At 72.9% G+C, this 21,699-nt stretch carries 14 protein-coding genes; 3 read left to right on the top strand and 11 right to left on the bottom strand.

All coding sequences use genetic code 11. The annotated features are described in order from the left end of the window. The first annotated feature begins 95 nt into the window (after positions 1-95). Positions 96-3,470, top strand: coding sequence for a pyruvate carboxylase (locus tag ACZ56V_RS23585; RefSeq protein ID WP_468945222.1), 3,375 nt, complete (start codon positions 96-98; stop codon positions 3,468-3,470). A 64-nt stretch (positions 3,471-3,534) separates the two neighbouring features. Here ACZ56V_RS23585 and ACZ56V_RS23580 read toward each other — a convergent pair whose 3' ends face one another. After that, entirely contained in the window at positions 3,535-6,081 is a 2,547-nt protein-coding gene (locus ACZ56V_RS23580; RefSeq protein ID WP_467380074.1) for a discoidin domain-containing protein, read from the bottom strand. 210 nt (positions 6,082-6,291) lie between these two features. On the opposite strand from ACZ56V_RS23580, the gene ACZ56V_RS23575 reads away from it, so the two are divergent. Continuing rightward, positions 6,292-6,660, top strand: a complete 369-nt coding sequence (locus ACZ56V_RS23575; RefSeq protein ID WP_104630042.1) for a hypothetical protein — start codon at positions 6,292-6,294, stop codon at positions 6,658-6,660. A gap of 58 nt (positions 6,661-6,718) precedes the next feature. On the opposite strand, the gene ACZ56V_RS23570 is transcribed toward ACZ56V_RS23575, so the two are convergent. The 8 genes from ACZ56V_RS23570 to ACZ56V_RS23535 form a co-directional block, all read right to left on the bottom strand. Continuing rightward, positions 6,719-8,245 carry a CYTH and CHAD domain-containing protein gene (locus ACZ56V_RS23570; RefSeq protein ID WP_468944952.1) on the bottom strand — a complete coding sequence of 509 codons (1,527 nt, stop codon included), beginning with the start codon at positions 8,243-8,245 and terminating at the stop codon, positions 6,719-6,721. Between the two features lie 37 nt (positions 8,246-8,282). Then, on the bottom strand, positions 8,283-9,446 hold the full coding sequence (locus ACZ56V_RS23565) for a M23 family metallopeptidase (RefSeq protein ID WP_467380079.1): 1,164 nt from the start codon (positions 9,444-9,446) through the stop codon (positions 8,283-8,285). 159 nt (positions 9,447-9,605) lie between these two features. Beyond that, positions 9,606-12,287, bottom strand: coding sequence for a SpoIIE family protein phosphatase (locus ACZ56V_RS23560; protein WP_468944949.1), 2,682 nt, complete (start codon positions 12,285-12,287; stop codon positions 9,606-9,608). A gap of 272 nt (positions 12,288-12,559) precedes the next feature. Further along, positions 12,560-13,885, bottom strand: coding sequence for an alpha-galactosidase (gene melA / locus ACZ56V_RS23555; RefSeq protein WP_468944946.1), 1,326 nt, complete (start codon positions 13,883-13,885; stop codon positions 12,560-12,562). A gap of 45 nt (positions 13,886-13,930) precedes the next feature. Further along, positions 13,931-14,821, bottom strand: a complete 891-nt coding sequence (locus ACZ56V_RS23550; protein ID WP_398908708.1) for a carbohydrate ABC transporter permease — start codon at positions 14,819-14,821, stop codon at positions 13,931-13,933. Then, complete coding sequence (locus ACZ56V_RS23545) at positions 14,818-15,768, bottom strand: carbohydrate ABC transporter permease (RefSeq protein WP_468944942.1); 951 nt, start codon at positions 15,766-15,768, stop codon at positions 14,818-14,820. The genes ACZ56V_RS23550 and ACZ56V_RS23545 overlap by 4 nt, the downstream gene beginning before the upstream one ends. 14 nt (positions 15,769-15,782) lie before the next feature. After that, positions 15,783-17,111 (bottom strand): ABC transporter substrate-binding protein, encoded by a 1,329-nt coding sequence (locus ACZ56V_RS23540; protein ID WP_468944939.1) that lies wholly within the window; start codon positions 17,109-17,111, stop codon positions 15,783-15,785. 37 nt (positions 17,112-17,148) lie between these two features. Beyond that, positions 17,149-17,976 (bottom strand): endo alpha-1,4 polygalactosaminidase, encoded by an 828-nt coding sequence (locus ACZ56V_RS23535; protein ID WP_398908713.1) that lies wholly within the window; start codon positions 17,974-17,976, stop codon positions 17,149-17,151. A gap of 372 nt (positions 17,977-18,348) precedes the next feature. Here ACZ56V_RS23535 and ACZ56V_RS23530 point away from each other — a divergent pair, with 372 nt between their 5' ends. Beyond that, entirely contained in the window at positions 18,349-18,570 is a 222-nt protein-coding gene (locus ACZ56V_RS23530) for a hypothetical protein (protein ID WP_104630051.1), read from the top strand. Positions 18,571-18,586: 16 nt separating this feature from the next. Here ACZ56V_RS23530 and ACZ56V_RS23525 read toward each other — a convergent pair whose 3' ends face one another. Both ACZ56V_RS23525 and ACZ56V_RS23520 read right to left on the bottom strand, forming a co-directional pair. Beyond that, a complete protein-coding gene (locus tag ACZ56V_RS23525; RefSeq protein WP_468944936.1) occupies positions 18,587-20,017 on the bottom strand; it encodes a cellulose binding domain-containing protein in 1,431 nt (476 codons plus the stop codon). Further along, positions 20,014-21,636, bottom strand: a complete 1,623-nt coding sequence (locus ACZ56V_RS23520) for a beta-N-acetylhexosaminidase (protein ID WP_468944933.1) — start codon at positions 21,634-21,636, stop codon at positions 20,014-20,016. Before ACZ56V_RS23520 ends, ACZ56V_RS23525 begins: the two co-directional genes overlap by 4 nt. Between the last annotated feature and the right edge of the window lie 63 nt (positions 21,637-21,699).

Below are 21,699 nucleotides of genomic sequence, written 5' to 3'. Positions count from 1 at the left end.
TCATGAGGGGGCCGGGAGTGGCCCGGCTCACATGGCGTACCGAGGGCGGCGCCGACACCATGGTCTCGTCACCCGGCAGGCTGAAGGGATCAAGAATGTTCCGCAAGGTGCTGGTCGCCAACCGCGGTGAGATCGCGATCCGTGCGTTCCGTGCGGGCTACGAGCTCGGCGCGCGCACCGTCGCCGTCTTCCCGCACGAGGACCGCAACTCGCTGCACCGGCTCAAGGCCGACGAGGCCTACGAGATCGGGGAGCCGGGACACCCGGTGCGCGCGTACCTCTCCGTGGAGGAGATCGTCCGCGCCGCCCGCCGTGCGGGGGCCGACGCCGTCTACCCCGGGTACGGGTTCCTGTCCGAGAACCCGGAACTGGCCCGCGCCTGCGAGGAGGCCGGGATCACCTTCGTCGGACCCAGCGCGCACATCCTCGAACTGACCGGCAACAAGGCCCGTGCCGTGGCCGCCGCCCGCGAAGCGGGGGTACCGGTGCTCGGCTCCTCCGCGCCCTCCACCGACGTGGACGAACTCGTGCGCGCCGCCGACGACGTGGGCTTCCCCGTGTTCGTCAAGGCCGTCGCGGGCGGCGGCGGGCGCGGCATGCGCCGCGTCGAGGAGCCCGCCCAGCTGCGCGAGGCCATCGAGGCGGCGTCCCGCGAGGCCGCCTCCGCCTTCGGCGACTCCACCGTCTTCCTGGAGAAGGCGGTCGTCGAACCCCGCCACATCGAGGCCCAGATCCTCGCCGACGGCGAGGGCGGCGTCATCCACCTCTTCGAGCGGGACTGCTCGGTGCAGCGCCGGCACCAGAAGGTGATCGAACTCGCCCCCGCGCCCAACCTCGACCCGGACCTGCGGGCGCGGATCTGCGCCGACGCCGTGAACTTCGCCCGGCAGATCGGCTACCGCAACGCCGGCACCGTGGAGTTCCTCGTCGACCGGGACGGCAACCACGTCTTCATCGAGATGAACCCCCGCATCCAGGTCGAGCACACGGTCACCGAGGAGGTCACCGACGTCGACCTCGTCCAGTCCCAGCTGCGCATCGCCGCCGGTGAGACGCTCGCCGACCTCGGCCTCGCCCAGGAGAACATCACCCTGCGCGGTGCCGCCCTCCAGTGCCGCATCACCACCGAGGACCCGGCCAACGGCTTCCGTCCCGACACCGGGCAGATCAGCGCCTACCGCTCGCCCGGCGGCTCCGGCATCCGCCTCGACGGCGGCACCACCCACGCCGGTACGGAGATCAGCGCCCACTTCGACTCGATGCTGGTCAAGCTCTCCTGCCGGGGACGGGACTTCACCACCGCCGTGAACCGCGCCCGGCGCGCGGTCGCCGAGTTCCGCATCCGCGGCGTCGCCACCAACATCCCCTTCCTCCAGGCGGTCCTGGACGACCCCGACTTCCAGGCCGGCCGGGTCACCACCTCGTTCATCGAGCAGCGCCCGCACCTGCTCACCGCCCGCCACTCCGCCGACCGCGGCACCAAGCTGCTGACCTACCTCGCCGACGTCACCGTGAACAAGCCGCACGGCGAGCGCCCCGAGCTGATCGACCCGCTGACCAAGTTGCCGGCCGTGCCGGCCGGTGAACCCCCGTCCGGCTCACGGCAGTCGCTCGCCGAACTGGGCCCCGAGGGCTTCGCCCGCAGGCTGCGCGCGTCGTCCACCATCGGCGTCACCGACACCACCTTCCGCGACGCCCACCAGTCGCTGCTCGCCACCCGGGTGCGCACCAAGGACATGCTCGCCGTGGCGCCCGTCGTCGCCCGCACCCTGCCCCGGCTGCTGTCCCTGGAGTGCTGGGGCGGCGCCACCTACGACGTGGCCCTGCGCTTCCTCGCCGAAGACCCCTGGGAGCGGCTGGCCGCGCTGCGCGAGGCGGTGCCCAACATCTGCCTCCAGATGCTGCTGCGCGGCCGCAACACGGTGGGCTACACCCCGTACCCGACCGAGGTGACCGACGCCTTCGTGCAGGAGGCCGCCGCCACCGGCATCGACATCTTCCGCATCTTCGACGCCCTCAACGACGTCGAGCAGATGCGGCCCGCCATCGACGCCGTACGGCAGACCGGCACGGCCGTCGCCGAGGTCGCGCTGTGCTACACCGCCGACCTGTCCGACCCCTCCGAGCGGCTCTACACCCTCGACTACTACCTGCGGCTCGCCGAGCAGATCGTGAACGCCGGCGCGCACGTGCTGGCGATCAAGGACATGGCCGGCCTGCTGCGCGCCCCGGCCGCCGCGACGCTGGTCTCCGCGCTGCGCCGGGAGTTCGACCTGCCGGTGCACCTGCACACCCACGACACCACCGGCGGCCAGCTCGCCACCTACCTGGCCGCGATCCAGGCCGGCGCGGACGCCGTCGACGGAGCGGTGGCGTCCATGGCCGGGACCACCTCGCAGCCGTCCCTGTCGGCGATCGTGGCCGCCACCGACCACACCGAGCGGCCCACCGGCCTCGACCTCCAGGCCGTCGGCGACCTGGAGCCGTACTGGGAGAGCGTCCGCAAGGTCTACGCCCCCTTCGAGGCCGGCCTCGCCTCCCCGACCGGCCGGGTCTACCACCACGAGATCCCCGGCGGTCAGCTCTCCAACCTGCGCACCCAGGCCGTCGCGCTCGGCCTCGGCGACCGCTTCGAGGACATCGAGGCGATGTACGCCGCCGCCGACCGGATGCTGGGCCGCCTGGTGAAGGTCACCCCGTCCTCCAAGGTGGTCGGCGACCTGGCCCTGCACCTGGTGGGTGCGGGCGTGTCCCCGGCGGACTTCGAGGCCGAACCGGACCGGTTCGACATCCCCGACTCCGTGGTCGGCTTCCTGCGCGGCGAGCTGGGCACCCCGCCCGGCGGCTGGCCCGAGCCGTTCCGCAGCAAGGCGCTGCGGGGCCGCGCCGAGGCCAAGCCGCTCGCCGAGCTGTCCGAGGACGACCGCAGCGGCCTGGACAAGGACCGCCGGGCGACGCTCAACCGGCTGCTGTTCCCGGGACCGGCCCGCGAGTTCGACACGCATCGCGCCTCGTTCGGCGACACCAGCGTCCTCGACAGCAAGGACTTCTTCTACGGGCTGCGCCCGGGCAAGGAGTACACGGTCGACCTCGACCCCGGCGTCCGGCTGCTCATCGAGCTGCAGGCGGTGGGCGACGCCGACGAGCGGGGCATGCGCACCGTGATGTCCTCCCTGAACGGCCAGCTCCGCCCGATCCAGGTCCGCGACCGCTCGGCGGCCTCCGACGTCCCGGTGACGGAGAAGGCCGACCGGGCGAACCCCGGCCATGTCGCCGCCCCGTTCGCCGGCGTGGTGACCCTCGCCGTCGACGAGGGCGACGAGGTGGAGGCCGGGGCCACCGTCGCCACCATCGAGGCGATGAAGATGGAGGCGTCCATCACCGCGCCGAAGTCCGGCACGGTGACCAGGCTCGCCATCAACCGCATCCAGCAGGTCGAGGGCGGCGACCTCCTCGTCCAACTCGCCTGAGGGACCGGGCTTCCCGCCCGGTGGGTGACGCGCCCCGCACCGCCGCGGGGCGCGTCGTCGTGCCTCAGGGGAACTGGACGACCTTGGACGGCACGGTGTCCGTCCCCGACGTGGCCGCGCCGGTGTCGTTGACGACATGGCGGTACTGGCCCATGCCGCCCAGTGAGATCACCTGGAGGTTGCGCATCCTCACACCCGGCTTGACCGGTACCTGGAACCCGTGGTGCTGGACGATCGTCGGGTCGGACGTGTAGTTGCAGTAGCTGCCGAGCGCCACCGCGTCGTGCACGTTCACCGAGTCGGCGACCTTGTAGGCCGCGTAGCCGACGATGCCGTCGTGGGTGATGGCGGCCTCGTTCGGGGCGTCGTACGCCTTCTCGTTCTGGAAGAAGACGGTCCGGCCGCGCTCCCCGCTCCAGTAGACGTCGTACTTGTTGAAGTGCTCGACGAACAGCCCGGTCGCGAGGACGTCGTCGCCGTTGACCCGCAGGCCGTAGTCGGCGCGGTTGGTCTCCCAGCCGACGCCCTCGCCGTGGTCGGCCCGCCAGATCCAGGTGTGGTCGATGATCACGTCGTCGCTCTCGACCACGACGGAGTCGGTGGCCTTGCCGGGTCCCGCGCCGCCGACGCGGATGAACACGTCCTGCATGGTGGTGGGGTTGGCGGAGTGGTCGGCGTTCCCGCCCGGCGTCCCGATGCGCAGCAGCGTGTCGGAGTTCACCGGACCCGCGTCGATGAGGAAGCCCGCGAGCCGCACGCCGTCGACGTCGGCCACGTGCACGGCGTCGACGCCGCCGTCCGGGATGATCGTGGCCAGCCCGAGGCCCAGCACGACGGTGTTCGCACGGTCGACCTCGATGGTCCGGTCGATGTGGTAGACACCCGGCGTGAACAGCAGGTTGAGGCCCTGATCGAGCGCGGCGTTGATGGTGGCCGCCGTCGCGCCGGGCTTGACCACGTAGAACTGGCTGAGCGGCAGGGAGGTGCCCCCGGCGTTGGCGGGCCACGAGACGCCGCGCGCGTTGGTGCGCTTGGCGGGCACGCGCACCTTGTATTCGTTGCCGTCCAGGTACAGGAAGGGCTTCTCGCGGGAGATCGGCGTGGTGTCGAGCGTGGTGTACGGGCCGGTCTCGAAGTTGCCGGCCGGCGCGCCCTCGACGCCCGTGAACGTCATGTTCCAGACGCCGTTGGTCCAGCCGCCGACCGAGCTGTCCCGGGTGTACCACTGCTGCTGGGAGTAGGGGCCGACGGTGCCGTCGATCTTCGAGTCGGCGATGTAGCCGCCGGAGGCCCAGCCGTAGCCGTTGGGGGCGAGGTTGAGGCCGCCCTTGACGTGGATGCGCCGGAACGGGGCGGCCTGGGCGACGGCCCAGCGGTCGGTGCCGCTGGACGGGGTGATGGCGAGGTTCTCGGCCGAACGCCAGAAGTTCTGCGTGGCGTTGCCGTTGAACCAGCCCGCGTCCACGGTGATGTCACCGTTGATCTGCGTGTCGTCCGGGTTGAGGCCCAGACCGGAGATCGAGGTGTAGAAGCCCAGTTGGGCGTTGATCCCGTTGTAGGTGCCCGGCTTCAGCAGGAACTGGTAGCGCCCGCCGCCGAACTGGCTGGACTCCTGCTGGGCGAAGACCTGGTCGAACTTCTGCTGGAGGTTCGGCGTGGCGGGGTCCACGACGATGACGTTCGGCCCCAGGTCGCCGCCGCCCTCGACCGGGGGAGTGCCGGTGGTGCCGGTGTGCACGGCGACCTCCCACAGCGAGTAGCCGTAGCCGGTGGCGCGGGCCGTACCGTACACGCGGACGTAGCGGCCGGAGCCGCTGACGTCGTAGGAGACCTTGCCGCCGGTGGCACCGGTGACGCTCTTCAGCGTCTGCCAGTTCTGCCCGTCCGAGGAGGCCTCGATCCGGAAGTCCTTGGCGTGGGCGGCCTCCCAGTTCAGGTCCACCTTGCACAGGTCCCGTACGGCGCCGAGGTCGACCCGCACCCACTGCGGGTCGGAGGCCTGGCTGGACCAGCGGGTGCCGGCGTCGCCGTCGAAGGCCGCGGCGGCCGGTGTCCCGGCGTTCTCCACGGAGGAGGCGGAGGCGGGCCTGCCCTGCGCGGCGTTGGCGGTGCCGCACGAGCCGCCCGGCGTGGTGCCGCCGGTGGTGCCGAAGACCTGGAACTCCCACAGGGAGTAGCCCCACGGGGTGGCCCGGTGGACGCCCTGCATGCGGACGTAGCGGCCCTGGCCCGACACGTCGAGCGTGTCGGTGCCGCCGTCGCCGCCGGTGACCGACTTCGCGTCGCTCCAGGTGCTCCCGTCCTGGGAGAGCTGGATCTTGTAGTCCTTGCCGTAGGCCGCCTCCCAGTCGAGCACCACCCGGGTGACGGAGGCGGTGGTGCCGAGGTCGACCTGGAGCCACTGGTCGTCGCTCGCGGCCGAGGACCAGCGGGTGGTCCTGTCGCCGTCGACGGCGTTGCCGGACGGCGTTCCGGCGTTCTCGGCCGACGACGACGTGGCCGTCCGGCCCTGGGAGAGGGGAGTGTCGGCCGCGGTGGCCGTCATCGGGGCGGGGAGGGTGACGAGCGCCGCCGTGGCGACGAGCGCGACACCCAAGGATCTCAGTCTCATGCGGGCGCTTTCTGGGGATGCGGACAGGACCGGTCAACCGCGTGACGCAGCGGCTTAGTTCAAGGTGTGATTTAAGTGGTGAGGCTTTGATCCGGCAAGACTCCGGACAGGAGTTGTCAGTGCCGTGCTGAAGAATGCGGTCCATCGAGATCAACTCCGGCAGGACCGGGTAGGCGTTCTCGAGTCACTGACCTGGAAAGGCCACCGCCGATGCCGCTCACCGCCGCCGCCCGTCCGCAGACCGCCGACTTCCGTGGTGCCAGGCGCCCCGCCCGGATCGGTGCCGCCGAGACCGAGATCCTGCGCATCGTCACCGACGCGCGCACACCCGTCTTCGTCACGGTGCGGGCGGACGGGCGGCGCCGATACAGCTACTGGCGCCCCCTGGACTCCGCCACCGGCCGGGGCGGTTGCTACGCCGCGCTGCCGACCGCCGAGTGCGACGCGCTGCACGCCGCGGGCCGGATCACCCTCGGCGAACCGCTCGCCGACCCGGACCGGATCACCTACCGGGTCAGCGCCACCCGCACCCCGGCGGCGCCGCTGCGCGCGCTGCCGGAGCGGGCGCGCGCCGCGTGAGAGCGGCCCGTGCCGTAGGGCGCACGAAGCGGCCGGCCCGCCGAGACGGCACCGCCGTTCAGTGTTCGAGCGGTGCGCGCAGCGCGGGGTCCGACGCCGCCTGCCACACTCCGGGCAGCTCCTGCCGCCGGGCCTCGGCCCCCGCCCGTTCGAGGCCGTGCAGCAGCCCCCAGGTGAACGCCGACTCACCCGCCCCGTGGGCGGCCACCGCCAACTCCCGCAATGCGTCCTGGGCGACCACGGCGTCCTGGTGGTCACCGAGCAGTCGCTGCACCGCCCTGGCACGCCTGCCGAGCCGGGCCACCGGCTTGCCCAGCGCGGGCCGCGCGACCTCGGCCGCGTAGCGGAGCTTCTTGGCAGCCTTGCGCGCCTCGTGCAGCTCCGCCTCCCGCGACCGGCCGGCCGGCCGCGCCATGGCGCGTTCCATCCGTCCGGAGAGACGGCCGTACTCCTTGAGCACCGCCCGGGCCATCGTACGAGCGGGCTTCCCCGCGGCCTTGGCGCGCAGCGGCGGTCGCCGGACCAGGGTGTCCAGCGCGTCCAGCAGACGCAGATAGCGGGGCGTGGCCAGAGCCTCCCGGGTACGGGACCGCCCCTCGCCGCCCTGGGACACCTCCCAGACGCGCAGCCGGGCGGCCACGGGACCCAGGACGAGTGTGTCCGGCAGCTCCGCCACCGCGGCGCCGATCCGTTCGCCCAGCACCTCCTGGTCCCGCGCCGCTCCCAACTCGCCGGCCAGCCAGCGCAGTTCCGCACGCAGGGGATCGGTGACCCGCCGGTCGAGCACCGACCGGTACGAGCGCAGGCAACCGCGCAGCCGTCGGCACGTGACCCGCATCTGGTGCACCGCGTCGGGCAGGTCACCGCGGACCGCCGGATCCAGCGACACCAGCTTGCCCACCTGCTCGCTCACATACGCGAGCACGTACGCGCCCGCAGACCCGGGCACCGCCGCCGAGCGAGGCTCCCGTTCCACCTCCGCCCCCGTCTCCCGCAGCGCCCGGGCGAGCTTGGACGGGGAGTCGGCGCGGACGATCCCCTTCTTGCGGAGCCTCTTCTCGACGACGTCCAGCAGCCCGGCGGGCACACCGTCCGCGAGTTCGACCTCCAGCTCGCCCCACTCGGCGCGGCCGCCCCCGGACGCCGACGCGTCCGCGCGCACCTCGTCGAGGCTCAGCTCGGCGAGCACCCTGCCGTCCGCGTCCCGCAGCCGGCGCACGGTCCGGGTGGACCGGATGCGTACGACCGGCCGCAGCTCGGCACCCCGCGTGCGGGACAGGGCCAGCTCGCGCAGCGACTCGGGCACGTCGTCCGACAGCGCGGCCCACACCTCCTCCCGGGTGTCCCCGGCCAGCGGCAGCTTCAGATGCCAGCCCGCGTCCGGACCGCCCGTCCGGCGGCGCAACGTGACCGAGGAGCGGGCGAGCCGCAGATCCTCGGTGTCGTGGTACACCGCGTCGAGTTCCTCGGGCCCGGCCGTGGTGACCGAGGCGACGGGCCCGGCACCGGTGAGGTCGGGCAGTCCGGCGACGCCGCCGGAGGGGGGTTCGTACTTCCGCTCTGTCTCGCGCTTCGACTGGGTCATGCTGAGGTCTTCGACACGATCCGCCGGATCAAACCCCCTACGTGGCCAGCCAGGGGCGCGGATCGGTGTAGTACCCGTCGAGGATGACCTCGAAGTGCAGGTGGGGGCCGGTGGACAGACCGGTGGAACCGACCCGTCCGATCGGGGTCCCGGCCTCCACGGTCTGTCCCACGGCCACGCCCAGCAAGGAGAGGTGACTGTACGTCGTCTCCACCCGCTTGCCCTGGATGGTCCCGTGGTCAATCACGATGCGGTTGCCGTAGGCGCTGGTGAGCGCGGCGAACACGACGCGGCCCCGCCGTGCCGCCACGACCTGCGCGCCCTGCGGGGCGGCGAAGTCCACGCCGGTGTGCAGCTTGGTCACCCCGGTCAGCGGGTGCTCCCGCGACCCGAAGGGCGAGGTGATGGTGAGGGGGCTCACCGGCGCGGTCAGCAGGGCACCCGCGGGGCCGCCCGCGCCGCCGCCGGAGTCCTCCCGGTCGAGTGCCTCGTAACGCGGCAGCAGGGCCTGGACCTCGTCGAGGTACGTCTTCGCCCCCGCGGGTACGCGTCCCGCCTCGGTCACGGCGTCCGGTCCGGCGGCGTACGCGGCCAGGGTCAGCTCCACGAGGTCGCCGCTGACCCGGCCCTCGGTGCGCAGTTCGGTGACCTTCTTCGCCAGCGAGCAGTCCCGCCGGCCCAGCGCCATGATGGCGTCCGCCGGATCGCGGGGCGAGGACTTCCCGTTCCCGTCGTCGTCCTTGCCCCAGGTCCGCCACTCGCTGTCGGTGAAGGCGGCGATGCCCTTCTGGCCCGAGAGTTCGTCAGAGTCGTCGACCCAGCCCGAGAGCTGGTCGATCTGCGCGGCGAGCACGGACGGCTCAAGGACGGTGCAGGCCGAGGCGGCCTTGCGCAGCCACGGGACGTAGGAGGGATCGATGTCGGCCCCGGCGGACGTGCCGGTGTCGGAGTCGTCGGGCCACGGGTCGGGCAGTCCGCCCAGCGCGAGGAAGGCGGCCACACCGGTGACGGTCAGGAGTCCGGGCAGCAGCAACAGGGTGAAGGGCCCCGGTCCGCGGCGCTTTCGCCTGCGGGGCTGCTCCGGCTGCTCCGGCCGGTCCGACTGGTCCGGCGGTCCTGGTGGTTCCGGCCGGTTCCCGGCCGGCCGGGGGCCGTCCGTGCCGTCGGGCGTCTGCGCCACGGTCAGCCGCTCGTCGTTCATCTGGCCGCTCGCCGGGACGTGATACTCACGAGGGGACGCTATCGCCTCTTCTGTGCCGGCGTCAGGAGCCGTCGAGGCAGCGGGAGATGCCCGAACGGGCACGGCACCCGGCGCCCGTCCGCCCCACCGGGGCACGCGGATCACGACCCGTCCCGGCCGTCACCCCTCGGGCGGCCGGGGCCGCACGGTCGAGGGCGGCGAGGGCCGGACGGCGAGGATCGCGATGTCGTCCGCGCTGTCCGCCCCCAGACCGATCAACAGCTCGTCGCAGAACGTGTCGAGGGGCTCGCGGGCCAGGTCGGCGGCGTGCCGGCGCAGCCGGTCCAGGGCCTCGTCGAGGGGCTCGTCGCGGCGCTCGACGAGGCCGTCGGTGTACAGCAGGAGCGTCGAGTGGGCCGGCAACGCGTCACGGGCCGTGCTGCGGGCCGCGTGGGGGTCCATGCCGAGCAGCAGGCCGGCACCGCCGTCGAGGTAGCGGGTCCGGCCGTCCCGGGTGGTGAGCAGCGGCGGCGGATGGCCGGCGGAGGAGTGCGTCAGCTCCCAGGGGCCCTCGGGAGGCCCCTTGATCAGGCCGTAGACACAGGTGCCGGTCGCCTCCCGGTGGAGACTGTGGTTCGCCAGGTCCAGCCGGCGCAGCACCTCCGCGGGCGGCTCCTCGCGGTCCACCGCGATGCCTCGCAGCATGCTGCGCAACTGGCTCATCGCGATGGCCGCGTCGAGGTCGTGCCCCGTGACGTCGCCGATGACCAGCGCGGTGTTCCCGCCGGGCAGGACGAAGCTGTCGTACCAGTCCCCGCCGACCTGCGCGGTGGTCGAGGAGGCGGCGTAGCGGGCGGCCAGCCGCAGACCCTCGACCTCCGGCAGCACCGGGAGCAGCGAACGCTGGAGTCGTTCGGCGATGGAGCGGGTGTCCTGGTACAGACGGGCGTTGTCCACCCCCAGCGCCAGACCGTGCACCAGGTCGTCGACCAGCGTGAGGTCCTCCTCCGTGAACGGCGGGCCGCCGGACGCGCGGGCCAGGGTCAGGGCGCCGAAGATCTTGCGGCGGGCCCGCAGCGGAGCGACGACGGCGCTGCCCGCCCCCAGCTCCCGGAACAGGTCGACATACGCCCGGTCCAGCGCGCTCTCGGTCTGGCCCGGCCGCGGTGCGTCGGTCAGCAGGAGCGGCCCGGCGCCGCGCAGCACCCGGGCCAGCGGACCCCGCGACTCCTCGGCGACCTCCGAGAGCGTCCCCTCGTACGCCCCCGGACGCAGGGCCCGGGGGTCCCGGTGGACGACACAGACCCGGTCCACCCGGGCGTCGGCGGTGAACAGGTCCACCACGCACCAGTCGGCCAGCCGCCGCGTCAGCAGCCGGCCGGCGCGCTGCAGCCCCTCGTCCAGGTCGAGCGTGTTGTTGAGCTGCGCCGCGAGTTCGGCCAGAAGGGTGAGCCGGTCCAGCGCCGTCAGGCCGCCCCGGGCACCGGCCGTCCTGGCACCGTCCGTCCCGGCACCGGCGTCCGGACCGGCCGGTGCCCGGCCTCCGTCGGGCTCCCCGACGGCCGCCTCCCGGACCCTGCCGGGAGTCCGGGGACCGCCCAGGAACGTGGCCGCCCGCGGGACGAGCTGGGCGACGAAGACGGTGCGGCCGTCGGCCGTCTCCTGGGTCTGGATGTACAGCCGCACCGGAACCAGCCGGCCGTCGCGGTGCAGCGCCGGAAGCGGCACCGAGCGGCCCACGATGCGGGTGCGGCCGGTGAGCAGCATCGAGGTGAACGCCGCCGAGTGCCGCTCGCGCAGATGCTCGGGGACGAGGGTGGTGAGACGGCGCCCGACCAGGTCGTCCGGGTCCCAGCCCAGCAGGTCCGCCGCGGCCCCGTTGGTCGCCACGATCCGGTTGCCCTCGTCGGCGGCGACGGTCGGCATCCTGCTGGCCCGCACCTGGCCGACGTCCCACGGGACGAGCTCGGCGGAGCTGACCTCCGGCGCGCGGGGGACCACGGTCCACGCGGTGGGCGGGCCCCCGGTCAGCTGCCCGGCGATCTCGTCGAAGAGCCAGTCCTGGAAGGCGCGGCCGCGGGGCAGGGCCGGGAGCGTGAGCAGCCGTTCCTCCCGCGCCCGCGCCTCGGCCAGGCCGAGCACGCGGCGCAGCGCCCGCACCGCCGGCAGGGCGGCGGCCGACAGGGGGAGGGCCAGGGTGCGCAGACCGGGCTCGGGGGCCGGTCCCGCCGACGCGGCCGCCATCCCGGCGCTGATCACGTTGTTGACGTCGTTGGCCGCCACGAGGTCCTCGGGCGGCACCCCGAGGGGGTCACCCGCGGACGCGGCGAGGGTCAGCTCGCGCAGCACCGCGTGCCGGTGCTGCCGGCACGCGGACTCCAGGGCGGTCGGCATGTCGACGAGCGACACCGTCCGTTCGGCGGGCCGCGGCGGCACGGTGGTCTCCCACCCGGCCGACGGCGGCGGGGGGCCCTCGTGCCACAGCTCGAACCACACCGTCTTGCCCGCGTCGTCGCCGTCCGCCCCGAACCGGGAGGCCAGCTGCTCCACCAGCGCCAGCCCCTGCCCCGTACCGGAGTACGGCGAGCAGCGCTGCGGCACGAGTGCACGGCTCGGCCGCCGGTCACCGACCCGTACACGCACCCGGCCGTCCAGGCGTGCCACGCTCACCTCGACCTCGGTGCGCGCGTGCAGCACCGCGTTGGTGACCAGCTCGCTGACCAGGAGCTGGGCCGTTTCCACCAGGTCCGAGGGGGCACCGTCCAGCGCGGCGCGCACGAACCGACGGGCCGCCGCGACGCTCACCGGCCCGTCGGCCAAACGCCGTGACACCGCCGCCGGCGGCGGATCGGGGTAACCCATGACCTCAGTGTGGGCCCCGCACGGCCCGCCCCGCAGCGCGCGCCGTTGCGGCGCGCCCCGCTCCCGGCGCCGCTCCTGTCCGCCGGTCGGGTGAAGCCACCTGGTGAAGGCCCGGGGACGACGGGCGCCGGCGGCGGACAGGTGTGGCAGGTTCGTGCCGGTGGAGGGCGCCGGGTCTGGCAGGCGGCAGATTACTCCGATAGCTTGCAGACGCGGCCCCGCGTTCTCCCCCGTACGCGGGGCCGCACCAGTGCCGCCGCGAGGCGGTCGGCTCAGAGGGCGAGTACGCCCCGCAGTCCCGGTTGCAGCCGGTCCCCGTGCGCACGGACCATGTCGTCGCACAGCCGCCAGATCTCCTCGACCCTGAGCGTCGCCGCCGTCGCCGGGTCGGCCATCGCGGCATGCCTGATGTGCCGCGGGTCGTCCTCGGTCGCCGCCCGCACCACCAGGTCGGTGGTGCTGAGGTAGGCCCGGTTGAGGGCCGCCAGCTGCGGGGGCAGCGCGCCGACGCGGGTGGGCTGGAGGCCCGCGGAGTCGACCAGGCAGGGCACCTCGACGGTGCCCCGGGCCGGCAGGTTCTCGATCAGCCCGTGGTTCGGCACGTTGCCGTAGACCGTGCGCGGCGTGCCGGTCACCATGCTGTGGATGATCTGCGGCGCGTACTCCATGGTGCCCTCGACCGTGAGCGGCGCCCCGCACGCCAGCGCGTCGCGGGTGCGCTCGTACTCGGCCACGTTCTCGTCGACGATGCCCAGATAGGCGCCGACGGGCAGCCGCAGCCGGTCGATCTCGCTGTCGTGGTGCAGATACCAGGGGACGTACTCGGAGGAGTGCTCGCTGGTCTCCGTCGGGTAGTGGCCGAGGCGCCGGTACATGTCCATGCGGACCCGGCGGCGCAGCTGCGGGTCCTCGGCGATCAGGGCGTCGAGGCGCGGGTGGAGGTCCTCGCCCCCGTGCTCCAGACGCAGCACCCACGCCTGGTGGTTGACGCCCGCGGCCCGGTAGGTGACCTCCTCGTAGGGGACCTTCAGCAGCTCGCACAGGCCCTGGACGGTCCAGTACACGGAGTGGCACAGCCCCACCACCCGCGTCAGACCGGTCGCCTCGGCCAGGTACTGGACGTTCATCGCCATCGGGTTGGTGTAGTTGAGCAGCCAGGCGTCCGGGCAGACCTCGGCGATGTCCTGCCCGAGCGCCTTGAGCAGCGGGAAGGTGCGCAGGGCGCGGAAGATGCCGCCCACGCCGAGGGTGTCGCCGATGGTCTGGCGCAGCCCGTACCGGGCCGGGACCTCGAAGTCGGTACGGGTCGCCTCGCCCATGCCGACCTGCACGATGTTGATGACGAAGTCGGCACCGACCAGCGCCTCGCGGCGGTCGGCGTGCGCGGTGACCCGCGGGCGGGCACCGCGCTCGGCGGCGATGTACTCGGCGGCGGCCCGCGCGGTGGCCAGGCGCTCCGCGTCGATGTCGTGCAGCGCGATGTGCGCGGACTTCAGCGCGTCGAACGCGAAGAGGTCGGCGAGCAGACCCTGGGTGAAGACGACGCTGCCGGCTCCGACGAAGGTGATCTTGGGTGCGGTCGGGTGGGCGGTGCTCATGCGGGTTCTTTCCGTTGCGGGTGGCGGCGGACGGAGGGCGGGTGGTCAGCCCTTGAGTCCGCTGGAGGTGATCGACTGGATGAAGGTCTTCTGCGCCCCGAGGAAGGCGAGCAGGACCGGCAGCACGGTGATGACGTTGCCCGCCATCACGGCCGCCCACTGGGTGTGGTGCTGGCCCTGGAACGTGGTCAGGCCCAGTTGCAGCGTGTACTGCGTGTCGTGGTTGATGGCGATCAGCGGCCAGGTCAGGTCGTTCCACGTGGTCAGGAAGGTGAGCACGGCCACCGTGGCCAGCGCCGGACGGGACAGCGGCAGCACGATCCGCCACAGCACCCGCAGCCGGGAACAGCCGTCGATCCAGGCGGCCTCCTCCAGCTCCCTGGGCAGCGAGAGGAAGAACTGCCGCAGCAGGAACACCGCGAACGGCGTGACCAGCGACGGCACGATCAGCGCGCCCAGGGTGTCGATGAGGCCGAGCTTCTTCATCACCAGGAACGTCGGGATCATGGTCAGCTGGAACGGCACCGCCATGGTGGCCAGCATCAGCCCCATCAGCACCCGGGAGCCCGCGAACCGCATCCGGGCGAAGGCGTACCCGGCGAGCGAGCCGAAGACGAGGTTCGCGGCGACCGTGACGGCGGAGACGATCAGCGAGTTGACGAACCAGCGGGGGAACATCGCGTTGCCCAGCACATAGCGGTAGCCGCCGAGGTCGATGCCGGAGGGCCACAGCGCAGGCGGGAACCGGTTGATCTCCGCGTTGCTCATCACCGAGCTGAGCACCAGCCAGACCAGCGGCACGGCGAAGACCAGGGCGAGCGGCGCCAGTAGCAGGTGCCAGGGGCTGAACGGGAGCCGCGGGCGGCGCCGTTCGCCGGCGGGCGCCTTCACGATGTCGTGGGCGGCGCTGCCGGGCCGGGCGGAGGTCGCCGTCATGATCGGGCCCCTTCCAGACGGTGGCGTCCCCGGCGCCGGACGATGCGGACGGCCCCGGCGACCAGACCGAGGGCGACGGCCAGGACGTAGGCGGCCGAGGCCCCGTATCCGGCGGTGGCGTTCTTGAAGGCCTGCTCCCAGATGAAGTAGACGATCACCGTCGTGGAGCCGAGCGGCCCGCCCTTGGTGGTGACGTACACGAGGTCGAAGACCTGGAGGGACTGGATGGCCTGCCACAGTACGAGGAAGACGGTGACGGGGGTGAGCGTGGGCAGCGTGACGTGGCGCAGCAGCTGGCGGCGCCCGGCGCCGTCGAGGCGGGCCGCCTCGATCAGGGACTGCGGGACGTCCTGGAGGGCGGCGAGGTAGACCACGACGCAGAACCCGGTGCCGCTCCACAGCGTGATCGCCACCAGCACCAGCAGTGCCTGGGAGGGGTCGGACAGGAAGCCCTGCGACGAGACGCCGAGGCGGTGCAGCACCGAGTTGGCGGCGCCGAACTCCGGGTCCAGGATGAACGAGAACAGCACGCCCTGCGCGGTCGCCGACAGCACGAACGGCACGAAGATCAGGGTGCGGTAGAGGCCGACGAAGCGGATGCGCCGGTTCAGGACCAGGGCGAGGGCCAGGCCGAACAGCAGGCTCAGCGGCACGTACAGCACCGTGTAGAGCAGGGTGTTGCGGACCGCCTGGCTGAAGTTCGGGTCCTGGGCGAGGGCGCGGTAGTTGTCCAGGCCGACCCAGCGGCTGGGGGTGACCAGGTCGCTGGCCTGGAAGGACAGCAGCAGCGACCAGACGACCGGGACGATGCTCAGGCCGAGGACGATCAGGACCGCCGGTGAGACGAACGCCCAGGCGGTGCCGGTTTCGCGGCGGCGCTTGCGGCGCAGTGGCCGTGGGTCCGGCGGCGGGCCCTCGACGGTGATGGGGCGGGGGAGGCGCGGCATGGCGGTGTGGCTCCTCAACGCGGAATGAGCAGGGCGGCGTTGGCTTCGTCGGCGCAGGCGCGCAGCGCCTTCTCGGGGGTACTGCGCCCCAGGAGCACGGCGACGATCGCCTGTCCCAGCGCCTGCGAGACCTCCGGGTACGCCGGGTGGACGGGGCGCACCCGCGCCGTCTCCAACGCCGTGGTGAACACGTTCAGGCCCTCGGTGCGGGCGACCTTGTCCCGCCAGGCGGGCAGGGCCTCGGTGCGGCGGCTGAGTGGGAGGCTGCCGGCCTCGATGTCCCAGCGCACGTCCTGCTCGGGCCGGGCGAGCCAGGTCAGGAAGGTCCGGGCCGCCTTCGACCGGGCCTCTCCGTTGTCGAACACCGTCCAGGTGTCCGGACCCGAGATGGTCACCGGGCGTCCGCTGAAGGAGGGCAGGGGAGCGACGTGGTAGTCGACCCCGGCGGTCTCGATGTCGGGCAGCTGCCACGGCCCGGTGACCACCATGCCCATGCGGCCGGACTGGAACACCTGGTACATCTGCTCGCTGCCGGGCTTGGGATCGACGTACACGCTCTTGTCCCGGGCCAGGTCGGCCACCACCTGAAGCGCCCGGGCGCCGGTGTCGGCGAAGCCGATGCCCTTGCCGCCGTCGTCGACGACGTCGCCGCCCAGGTCCCAGATCAGCGGCCACAGACGCCACACGGTGTCCTCGTCGCCCGTGCCCGGCCAGCCGGTGCCGAAGCGGCCCCGGCCCGACTGGGTGAGCGTGCGGGCCGAGGAGACGAGGTCCTGCCAGGTCCAGCCGGGCTTCGGCAGCGGCAGGCCGGCCTCGCGGAACAGCTTCTTGTTGCAGACCACGGCGAGCGAGTCGAGTACCGCGGGGGCGGCCCTGACCCTGCCGTTGAGCGTGACGGCGTCCCTGGAGGCCGCCCAGTAGTTCTTCCACGGCACGGGCCCCGACCCGACCGTGTCGGTGAGGTCCACGACCTGCGGGCTGCGGGCCACCCGGGCCAGGTCCGACCCGAAGATGTAGGCGATGTCGGGGTAGGAACCGGCGGCGAGGGCGGCCGTCACCTTCTGCAGCATGACGTCCGACAGCACGCCGCCGCCCAGCTTCACCCTGATCTTCGGGTGGGCCCGTTCGAAGTCGGCGACGAGCCCTTCCAGGACCTTCTTCGCCGTGTCCGCCTGGCCGTGCCACATCTCCACGGTGACCGTGCCGTCGGCCGCGACGCCGTCGTCCGTACCGGCCCCGCAGCCGGTCACCGCGGTGCCCGCGACCGCCGCGAGCGCGGCACCCCCGCCGGCCCGCAGCACACCCCTGCGCGAGGGGCGCGCGGCACGTCGGACCGCATCCATCTGTACCTCCAAGGACTTCACTGGCCGTCGTGCGGTGTCAGCAGGTCTGACGGACGTAGCCGCTGCTGCCCTTCGGCGACACGTCCAGGTCGCGCCGGACGATGCTCAGCTCGTCGCCGAAACCCGCGCACGCCTTCGACAGGCCCTTGGCGGTGTACTCGATGACGATCACCCGGTCGCCGAACTCGGCCGTGTAGTCGCCGCACTCGTCCCACTCGCCGCATTCCTCGGCGACCGCGAAGTCCAGCCCGTTCTGTTCGCGGTTCGGGGCCAGTTCGACCGTGTTCTTCTGCCCGATGGCCAGCCCGTCGGAGTGCGCGCGCTCCGCCAGCAGCTTGATCAGGCCCTGCGCGTCGGCGGCGTCCAGCAGGTCGCCCGCGCGGGTGTAGCTGTCGTAGTTGTCCGGTTCGACGGCCTGGAAGCCCTTGTCGGCGCAGCCGTCGATCCAGGTGCCGACCTTCTCGGCGATGCGCTCGCGCTTGTCGGCGGTGCGGATGTCGAGGAAGGCCTCGCCCCAGTCGGTGTCGTAGACGACGTCGCCGTTCGCGTCGCGCAGCAGCAGGTCGTCGTCCCAGTCCTGCTCGGCGCCGGGCTGGGCCTGGAAGGCGTTGACGTAGCAGATGTTGTACAGGCCCGGCGCGGGGGAGGCCGTGTGGTCGCGGCTGACCACCTCGACACCGGCAGGCGGGGTATAGGCGCCGCCGATCTGGTAGTCGAAGCCCGCGTGGGCGGGCGGCGGGGTGTAGGTCGCCGCCTGGGCCGGGGTGCTGCCCGGGACGAGTGCGGCGGCGGTGACGAGGACGGCGGTGGCACCTATGCCGGCCAGTACCGGCTTCCTGGGGGTGTGCACCTGTGTACGGCTCATGGTTCGAGCTCCGGAGGTTGGTGGGCACGTCCCCGCCTCGGAGGCGCGTGGCCGTCCTGGCGACTCAGTCCGGGCTCCTGGCGCGAAGCCAGCTACCGGCTGGGCGTACCTCTGCCGCCGATCACACGACATCGGCGTTGATCGGGAGTAAATCGACCGGATCCAGGCCCTGTCAAGGGTTCGAATGCAGAGAGACGATGCATGAAGATGATCGAAATCAGCTCGTACGGCGCAGAAACAATCATCATGCGTCGGTTCCCGGATGTCCGGGAACGATGGAAGAGGGTCGGGCGGGAGCCGTGATCACAAGCTCCCGCGGGGGCTGGTAGCGTCGCGTGGTCGCGGCGGGCGGCGCGAGAGAGGTGTCGGTGCGTGGGAGAGCGGCAGGACCGTGACTGGGTGGCGATGACGCCGGGCGACTTCGACCGGGACGCCCCGCTGGTCCTCAACGTGGGCACCGGCCCCGCCACCGTCCCGGCCGAGCCCGACGAGTACGGCACCGCCCCCCTGTTCGGCGAGACGGCACCCGAACCCGGCACCCGACCGCGCAACCGGCGGGGACGGCCCGCGCCCGGTCAGGAGCGGCTGTTCTGACCGTCCCCGCCACGGGTCACGGGGCGGGCACCTCGTCCACGAAGGCGGTACCGGCGGCGCGGTACCCGGCGACCTTCGCGGCCACCTCGGCCGGGGTGAGCACCTGGTCCTTGACGTGCAGCACGTAGTCGACCTGCTGGTCGTAGGCGCGCGGCGCCGTCGAGGTCTGGCCGTTCAGGTCGATCAGCCACTGGTTGAAGTTGATCGACATCGGCCGCTCCGGCAGGTACTGCGCTCCGTGCGTGCCGAACGGCTGCCCGTCCACGTAGTAGGTGATGGCGCTGCCGTCGATCGTCACCACCAGGTCGTGCCAGCCGGCGTAGCCGGTGCGCTGCTCGGAGTGCTGGTTGACGGCCTGCCAGGGATCAGGGTTGTAGGTCTCCCAGGAGGTCGTGTACAGGATGTTCGAGGGTTCGCCCCACCCGCCGTTCGGCAGGTACTCGAAGTCGTACTCGGCGTAGTCGTCGGCCATCGGCGCCTTGAGGTCGTTGATGGTGAAGAAGGTCTGCACCAGGTGGTCCCCGTCGGGCCCGGACTTGGGCGCGTCGGCGAACTTGACCCGCGCGGCGTACGTGCCGTCCTTGAACTTCATCGACTTGGTCAGGACCTCGGTCTGCGTGGTGGACGCGCCGGTGCCGGCCGTGGAGGTCTCCAGGTTCATCACCGAGTTGCCGCCCGCGGAGACGAAGGTGACCTTCGACGGGTCCCAGGTGGCGCCTGGCACGCCGGGCCCGCCGGAGTTGGAGCGCACGCTCCAGCCGTGCGCCGAGATCGCGGGATCCGTGTGCGAGCTGTAGTCGAAGTCGTCGAAGAGCGTCTGACCGCCGCCGGGAGGATCGGTGGGGTCCGTCGGGTCGGTCGGGTCGGTGGGGTCGTTGCCCTCGGGAGCCGCACCCCAGACGGTGGCCCCGGTCAGCTGGGCGGTGACCTTGTCCCAGTTCGCGTACGAGGTCTGGGCGCCGTTGAAGGAGTAGTCGTCGCTCTGCCGCAGCGTCTGCCAGTTGCTCTGGTAGAAGCGCAGTTGCAGGTCACCGGTGTCCGCGCCGGGGGCCAGAGAGCCGGCCGCCGCCGTGAAGCCGACCTCCAGGTAGCGGTCGGCCGTCGCGGTCGGGTGGCTCAGGGCGCCGAACGTGCCGGTGACGGCGGCGCAGCCGCGCACCGCCCAGGAGCAGGCGAAGCGGTAGGAGGCGTTCGGGGAGTCCGCCTTGAAGTAGTAGCGGATCTTCACCTGGCTGAGCTGCACGGTGGACGAGCCGGTGTTGCGGACCTTGAACCAGGGTTCCGTCTGGTCCGCGGTGGCTCCGCCCGCGCTGGTGCGGTACTGGACGCTGAGACCGTCGGCGGCGGGAGCGGCCTGGGCGGGGAGGGCGGTCAGCGCACCACCGCCCAGGAGGACGGAGAGGGCGAGCGCCAGGCGGGCGCGGCCGACGGTGGGTCGGTTTCTCATGCGGGATCCTTTCGGCACGGCTCCCGCCTGCGCGGGAGCGTCGATGGGTGGTGCGTGGTGCGGGGGGACGACGAGGGGACGAGTCCGGCCGGCGGGGCGGCGTGCGGGACGTCCAGGGCGTCCAGGCGGGCGCGGTGCCCGGCCAGCCGGGTCGTGAAGTCCCGCCAGCCCGACGTGCCGTCCCAGACCCGGTCGGCGAGCGCGCACAGCCGGGGGAAGGTGAGGTACTCGATGTGCTCCGGCGTGCGCACGAACTCCGTCCACAACTGGCCCTGGGCGCCCAGCACCCGGGACGCCGCCTCCCGGGTCGGCGGTGCGAGGTCCACGTCGTGGACGGCGCGTAGGTCGACGACGCCTCCCGGCTGGGCGGGCGGCTCCCCGGGACCCGCGGTGCGCGCGTAGTCGAAGTAGGTCGCGCGGTGGTCGGCGTGCACGACATGGTGGCCGCGCAGTGCCGCCGCCCGGGCGTGCGCCGGTTCGCGCCAGCTCATCACCGTGCAGTCCAGCGGGAGGGCGACGCCGCTCTCGGCCCAGACCACCGGCCTGCGTCCCGCGCGGACCAGGTGCTCGGACAGCCGCGCGATGAACCAGGGATGCAGCGCACGGGGCCCCGCCAGCCCCTCCCGAGCGACACGGGCCCGCGCCGCCGGGCTCCGCTCCCACTCCGTGGTGGGGACCTCGTCCCCGCCGAGGTGCACGTACGGCGAGGGGAAGACGTCCATCACCTCGTCCAGGACGGTGCGGAAGAAGTCCAGGACGTTCTCGCCGGTGCCCAGGACGTTCTCGCACACGCCCCAGTGCGTCCACACGTCCAGTCGGCGGGCGGGGTCGGTGCCCAGCTCGGGGTAGGCGGCCAGGGCGGCGCGGACGTGCCCCGGCACGCCGGTCTCCGGCAGTACGCTCACCCCGCGCTCCGCCGCGTACGCGACCAGCTCCCGCAGCTCGGCACGGGTGTAGGAGCCGCCGTGCGGCACCCCGTCGAACCGGTCGCCGCCCGCCGGGCCCACCATCGACTCCGCGCGCCGGCCGCCGACCTCGGTGAGCCGGGGGTGGGCGGCCACCGGCATCCGCCAGCCCTGGTCGTCGGTGAGGTGGAGGTGGAGGACGTTCAGCTTGTGCAGCGCCAGCAGGTCCACGTAGCGCCGCAGATAGGACACCGGCTGGAAGTGCCGGGCCACGTCGAGCATGGAGCCGCGCCAGGGGTGGCGGGGTACGTCGGTGATCTCCACGGCCGGCAGCTCCCACGGCACTCCGCGCACCGGCCGCCCGGACAGGGCGTCGTAGGGCAGGAGTTGCCGCACCGTCTGCACTCCGCGCAGCAGCCCGGCCGGGCGGGCGGCCCGGAGCAGGGCGCCCTGGGGGCTCACGGTCAGGCCGTACCCCTCCTCGCCGAGGCCGGTCAGCGCCGAGTCGAGGGCGAGCACGAAGGCCCCGTCGGCCGCGGAGTCCAGGCGCAGTCCGGTGGCCGGGGCGAGCAGGGTGCGCAGCAGGGTCGCGGCCGCACCGGCGCCCGGGGTGACCCGCAGCCGGGTCGTGCCGTCGAGGCGGAAGCGGCCGGAGCGGGTGGAGAGGCGGCGCGGGCGGGGAACGAGGGCCAGTTCGGGGCGTGGCAGGTCCACGGGGCGGCTCCGGTGGTCGGCGGTGTGCGACGGCGAAGGGGACGGAAGGAGCGAAGGAGGAAC

The organism is Streptomyces sp. NPDC034099, assembly GCF_055575415.1.
The sequence above is the reverse complement of the archived record's forward strand: the minus strand, read 5'-3'. Positions and strand labels throughout refer to the sequence as shown.

Bases quoted from the DNA above. Each gene is read 5' to 3' on its own strand.
- ACZ56V_RS23570 (WP_468944952.1), bottom strand. From the start codon at position 8,245: ATGACCCAGTCGAAGCGCGAGACAGAGCGGAAGTACGAACCCCCCTCC.
- ACZ56V_RS23545 (WP_468944942.1), bottom strand. From the start codon at position 15,768: ATGCCGCGCCTCCCCCGCCCCATCACCGTCGAGGGCCCGCCGCCGGAC.
- melA (WP_468944946.1), bottom strand. From the start codon at position 13,885: ATGAGCACCGCCCACCCGACCGCACCCAAGATCACCTTCGTCGGAGCC.
- ACZ56V_RS23575 (WP_104630042.1), top strand. From the start codon at position 6,292: ATGCCGCTCACCGCCGCCGCCCGTCCGCAGACCGCCGACTTCCGTGGT.
- ACZ56V_RS23585 (WP_468945222.1), top strand. From the start codon at position 96: ATGTTCCGCAAGGTGCTGGTCGCCAACCGCGGTGAGATCGCGATCCGT.
- ACZ56V_RS23580 (WP_467380074.1), bottom strand. From the start codon at position 6,081: ATGAGACTGAGATCCTTGGGTGTCGCGCTCGTCGCCACGGCGGCGCTC.
- ACZ56V_RS23560 (WP_468944949.1), bottom strand. From the start codon at position 12,287: ATGGGTTACCCCGATCCGCCGCCGGCGGCGGTGTCACGGCGTTTGGCC.
- ACZ56V_RS23525 (WP_468944936.1), bottom strand. From the start codon at position 20,017: ATGAGAAACCGACCCACCGTCGGCCGCGCCCGCCTGGCGCTCGCCCTC.
- ACZ56V_RS23535 (WP_398908713.1), bottom strand. From the start codon at position 17,976: ATGAGCCGTACACAGGTGCACACCCCCAGGAAGCCGGTACTGGCCGGC.
- ACZ56V_RS23550 (WP_398908708.1), bottom strand. From the start codon at position 14,821: ATGACGGCGACCTCCGCCCGGCCCGGCAGCGCCGCCCACGACATCGTG.
- ACZ56V_RS23565 (WP_467380079.1), bottom strand. From the start codon at position 9,446: ATGAACGACGAGCGGCTGACCGTGGCGCAGACGCCCGACGGCACGGAC.
- ACZ56V_RS23540 (WP_468944939.1), bottom strand. From the start codon at position 17,111: ATGGATGCGGTCCGACGTGCCGCGCGCCCCTCGCGCAGGGGTGTGCTG.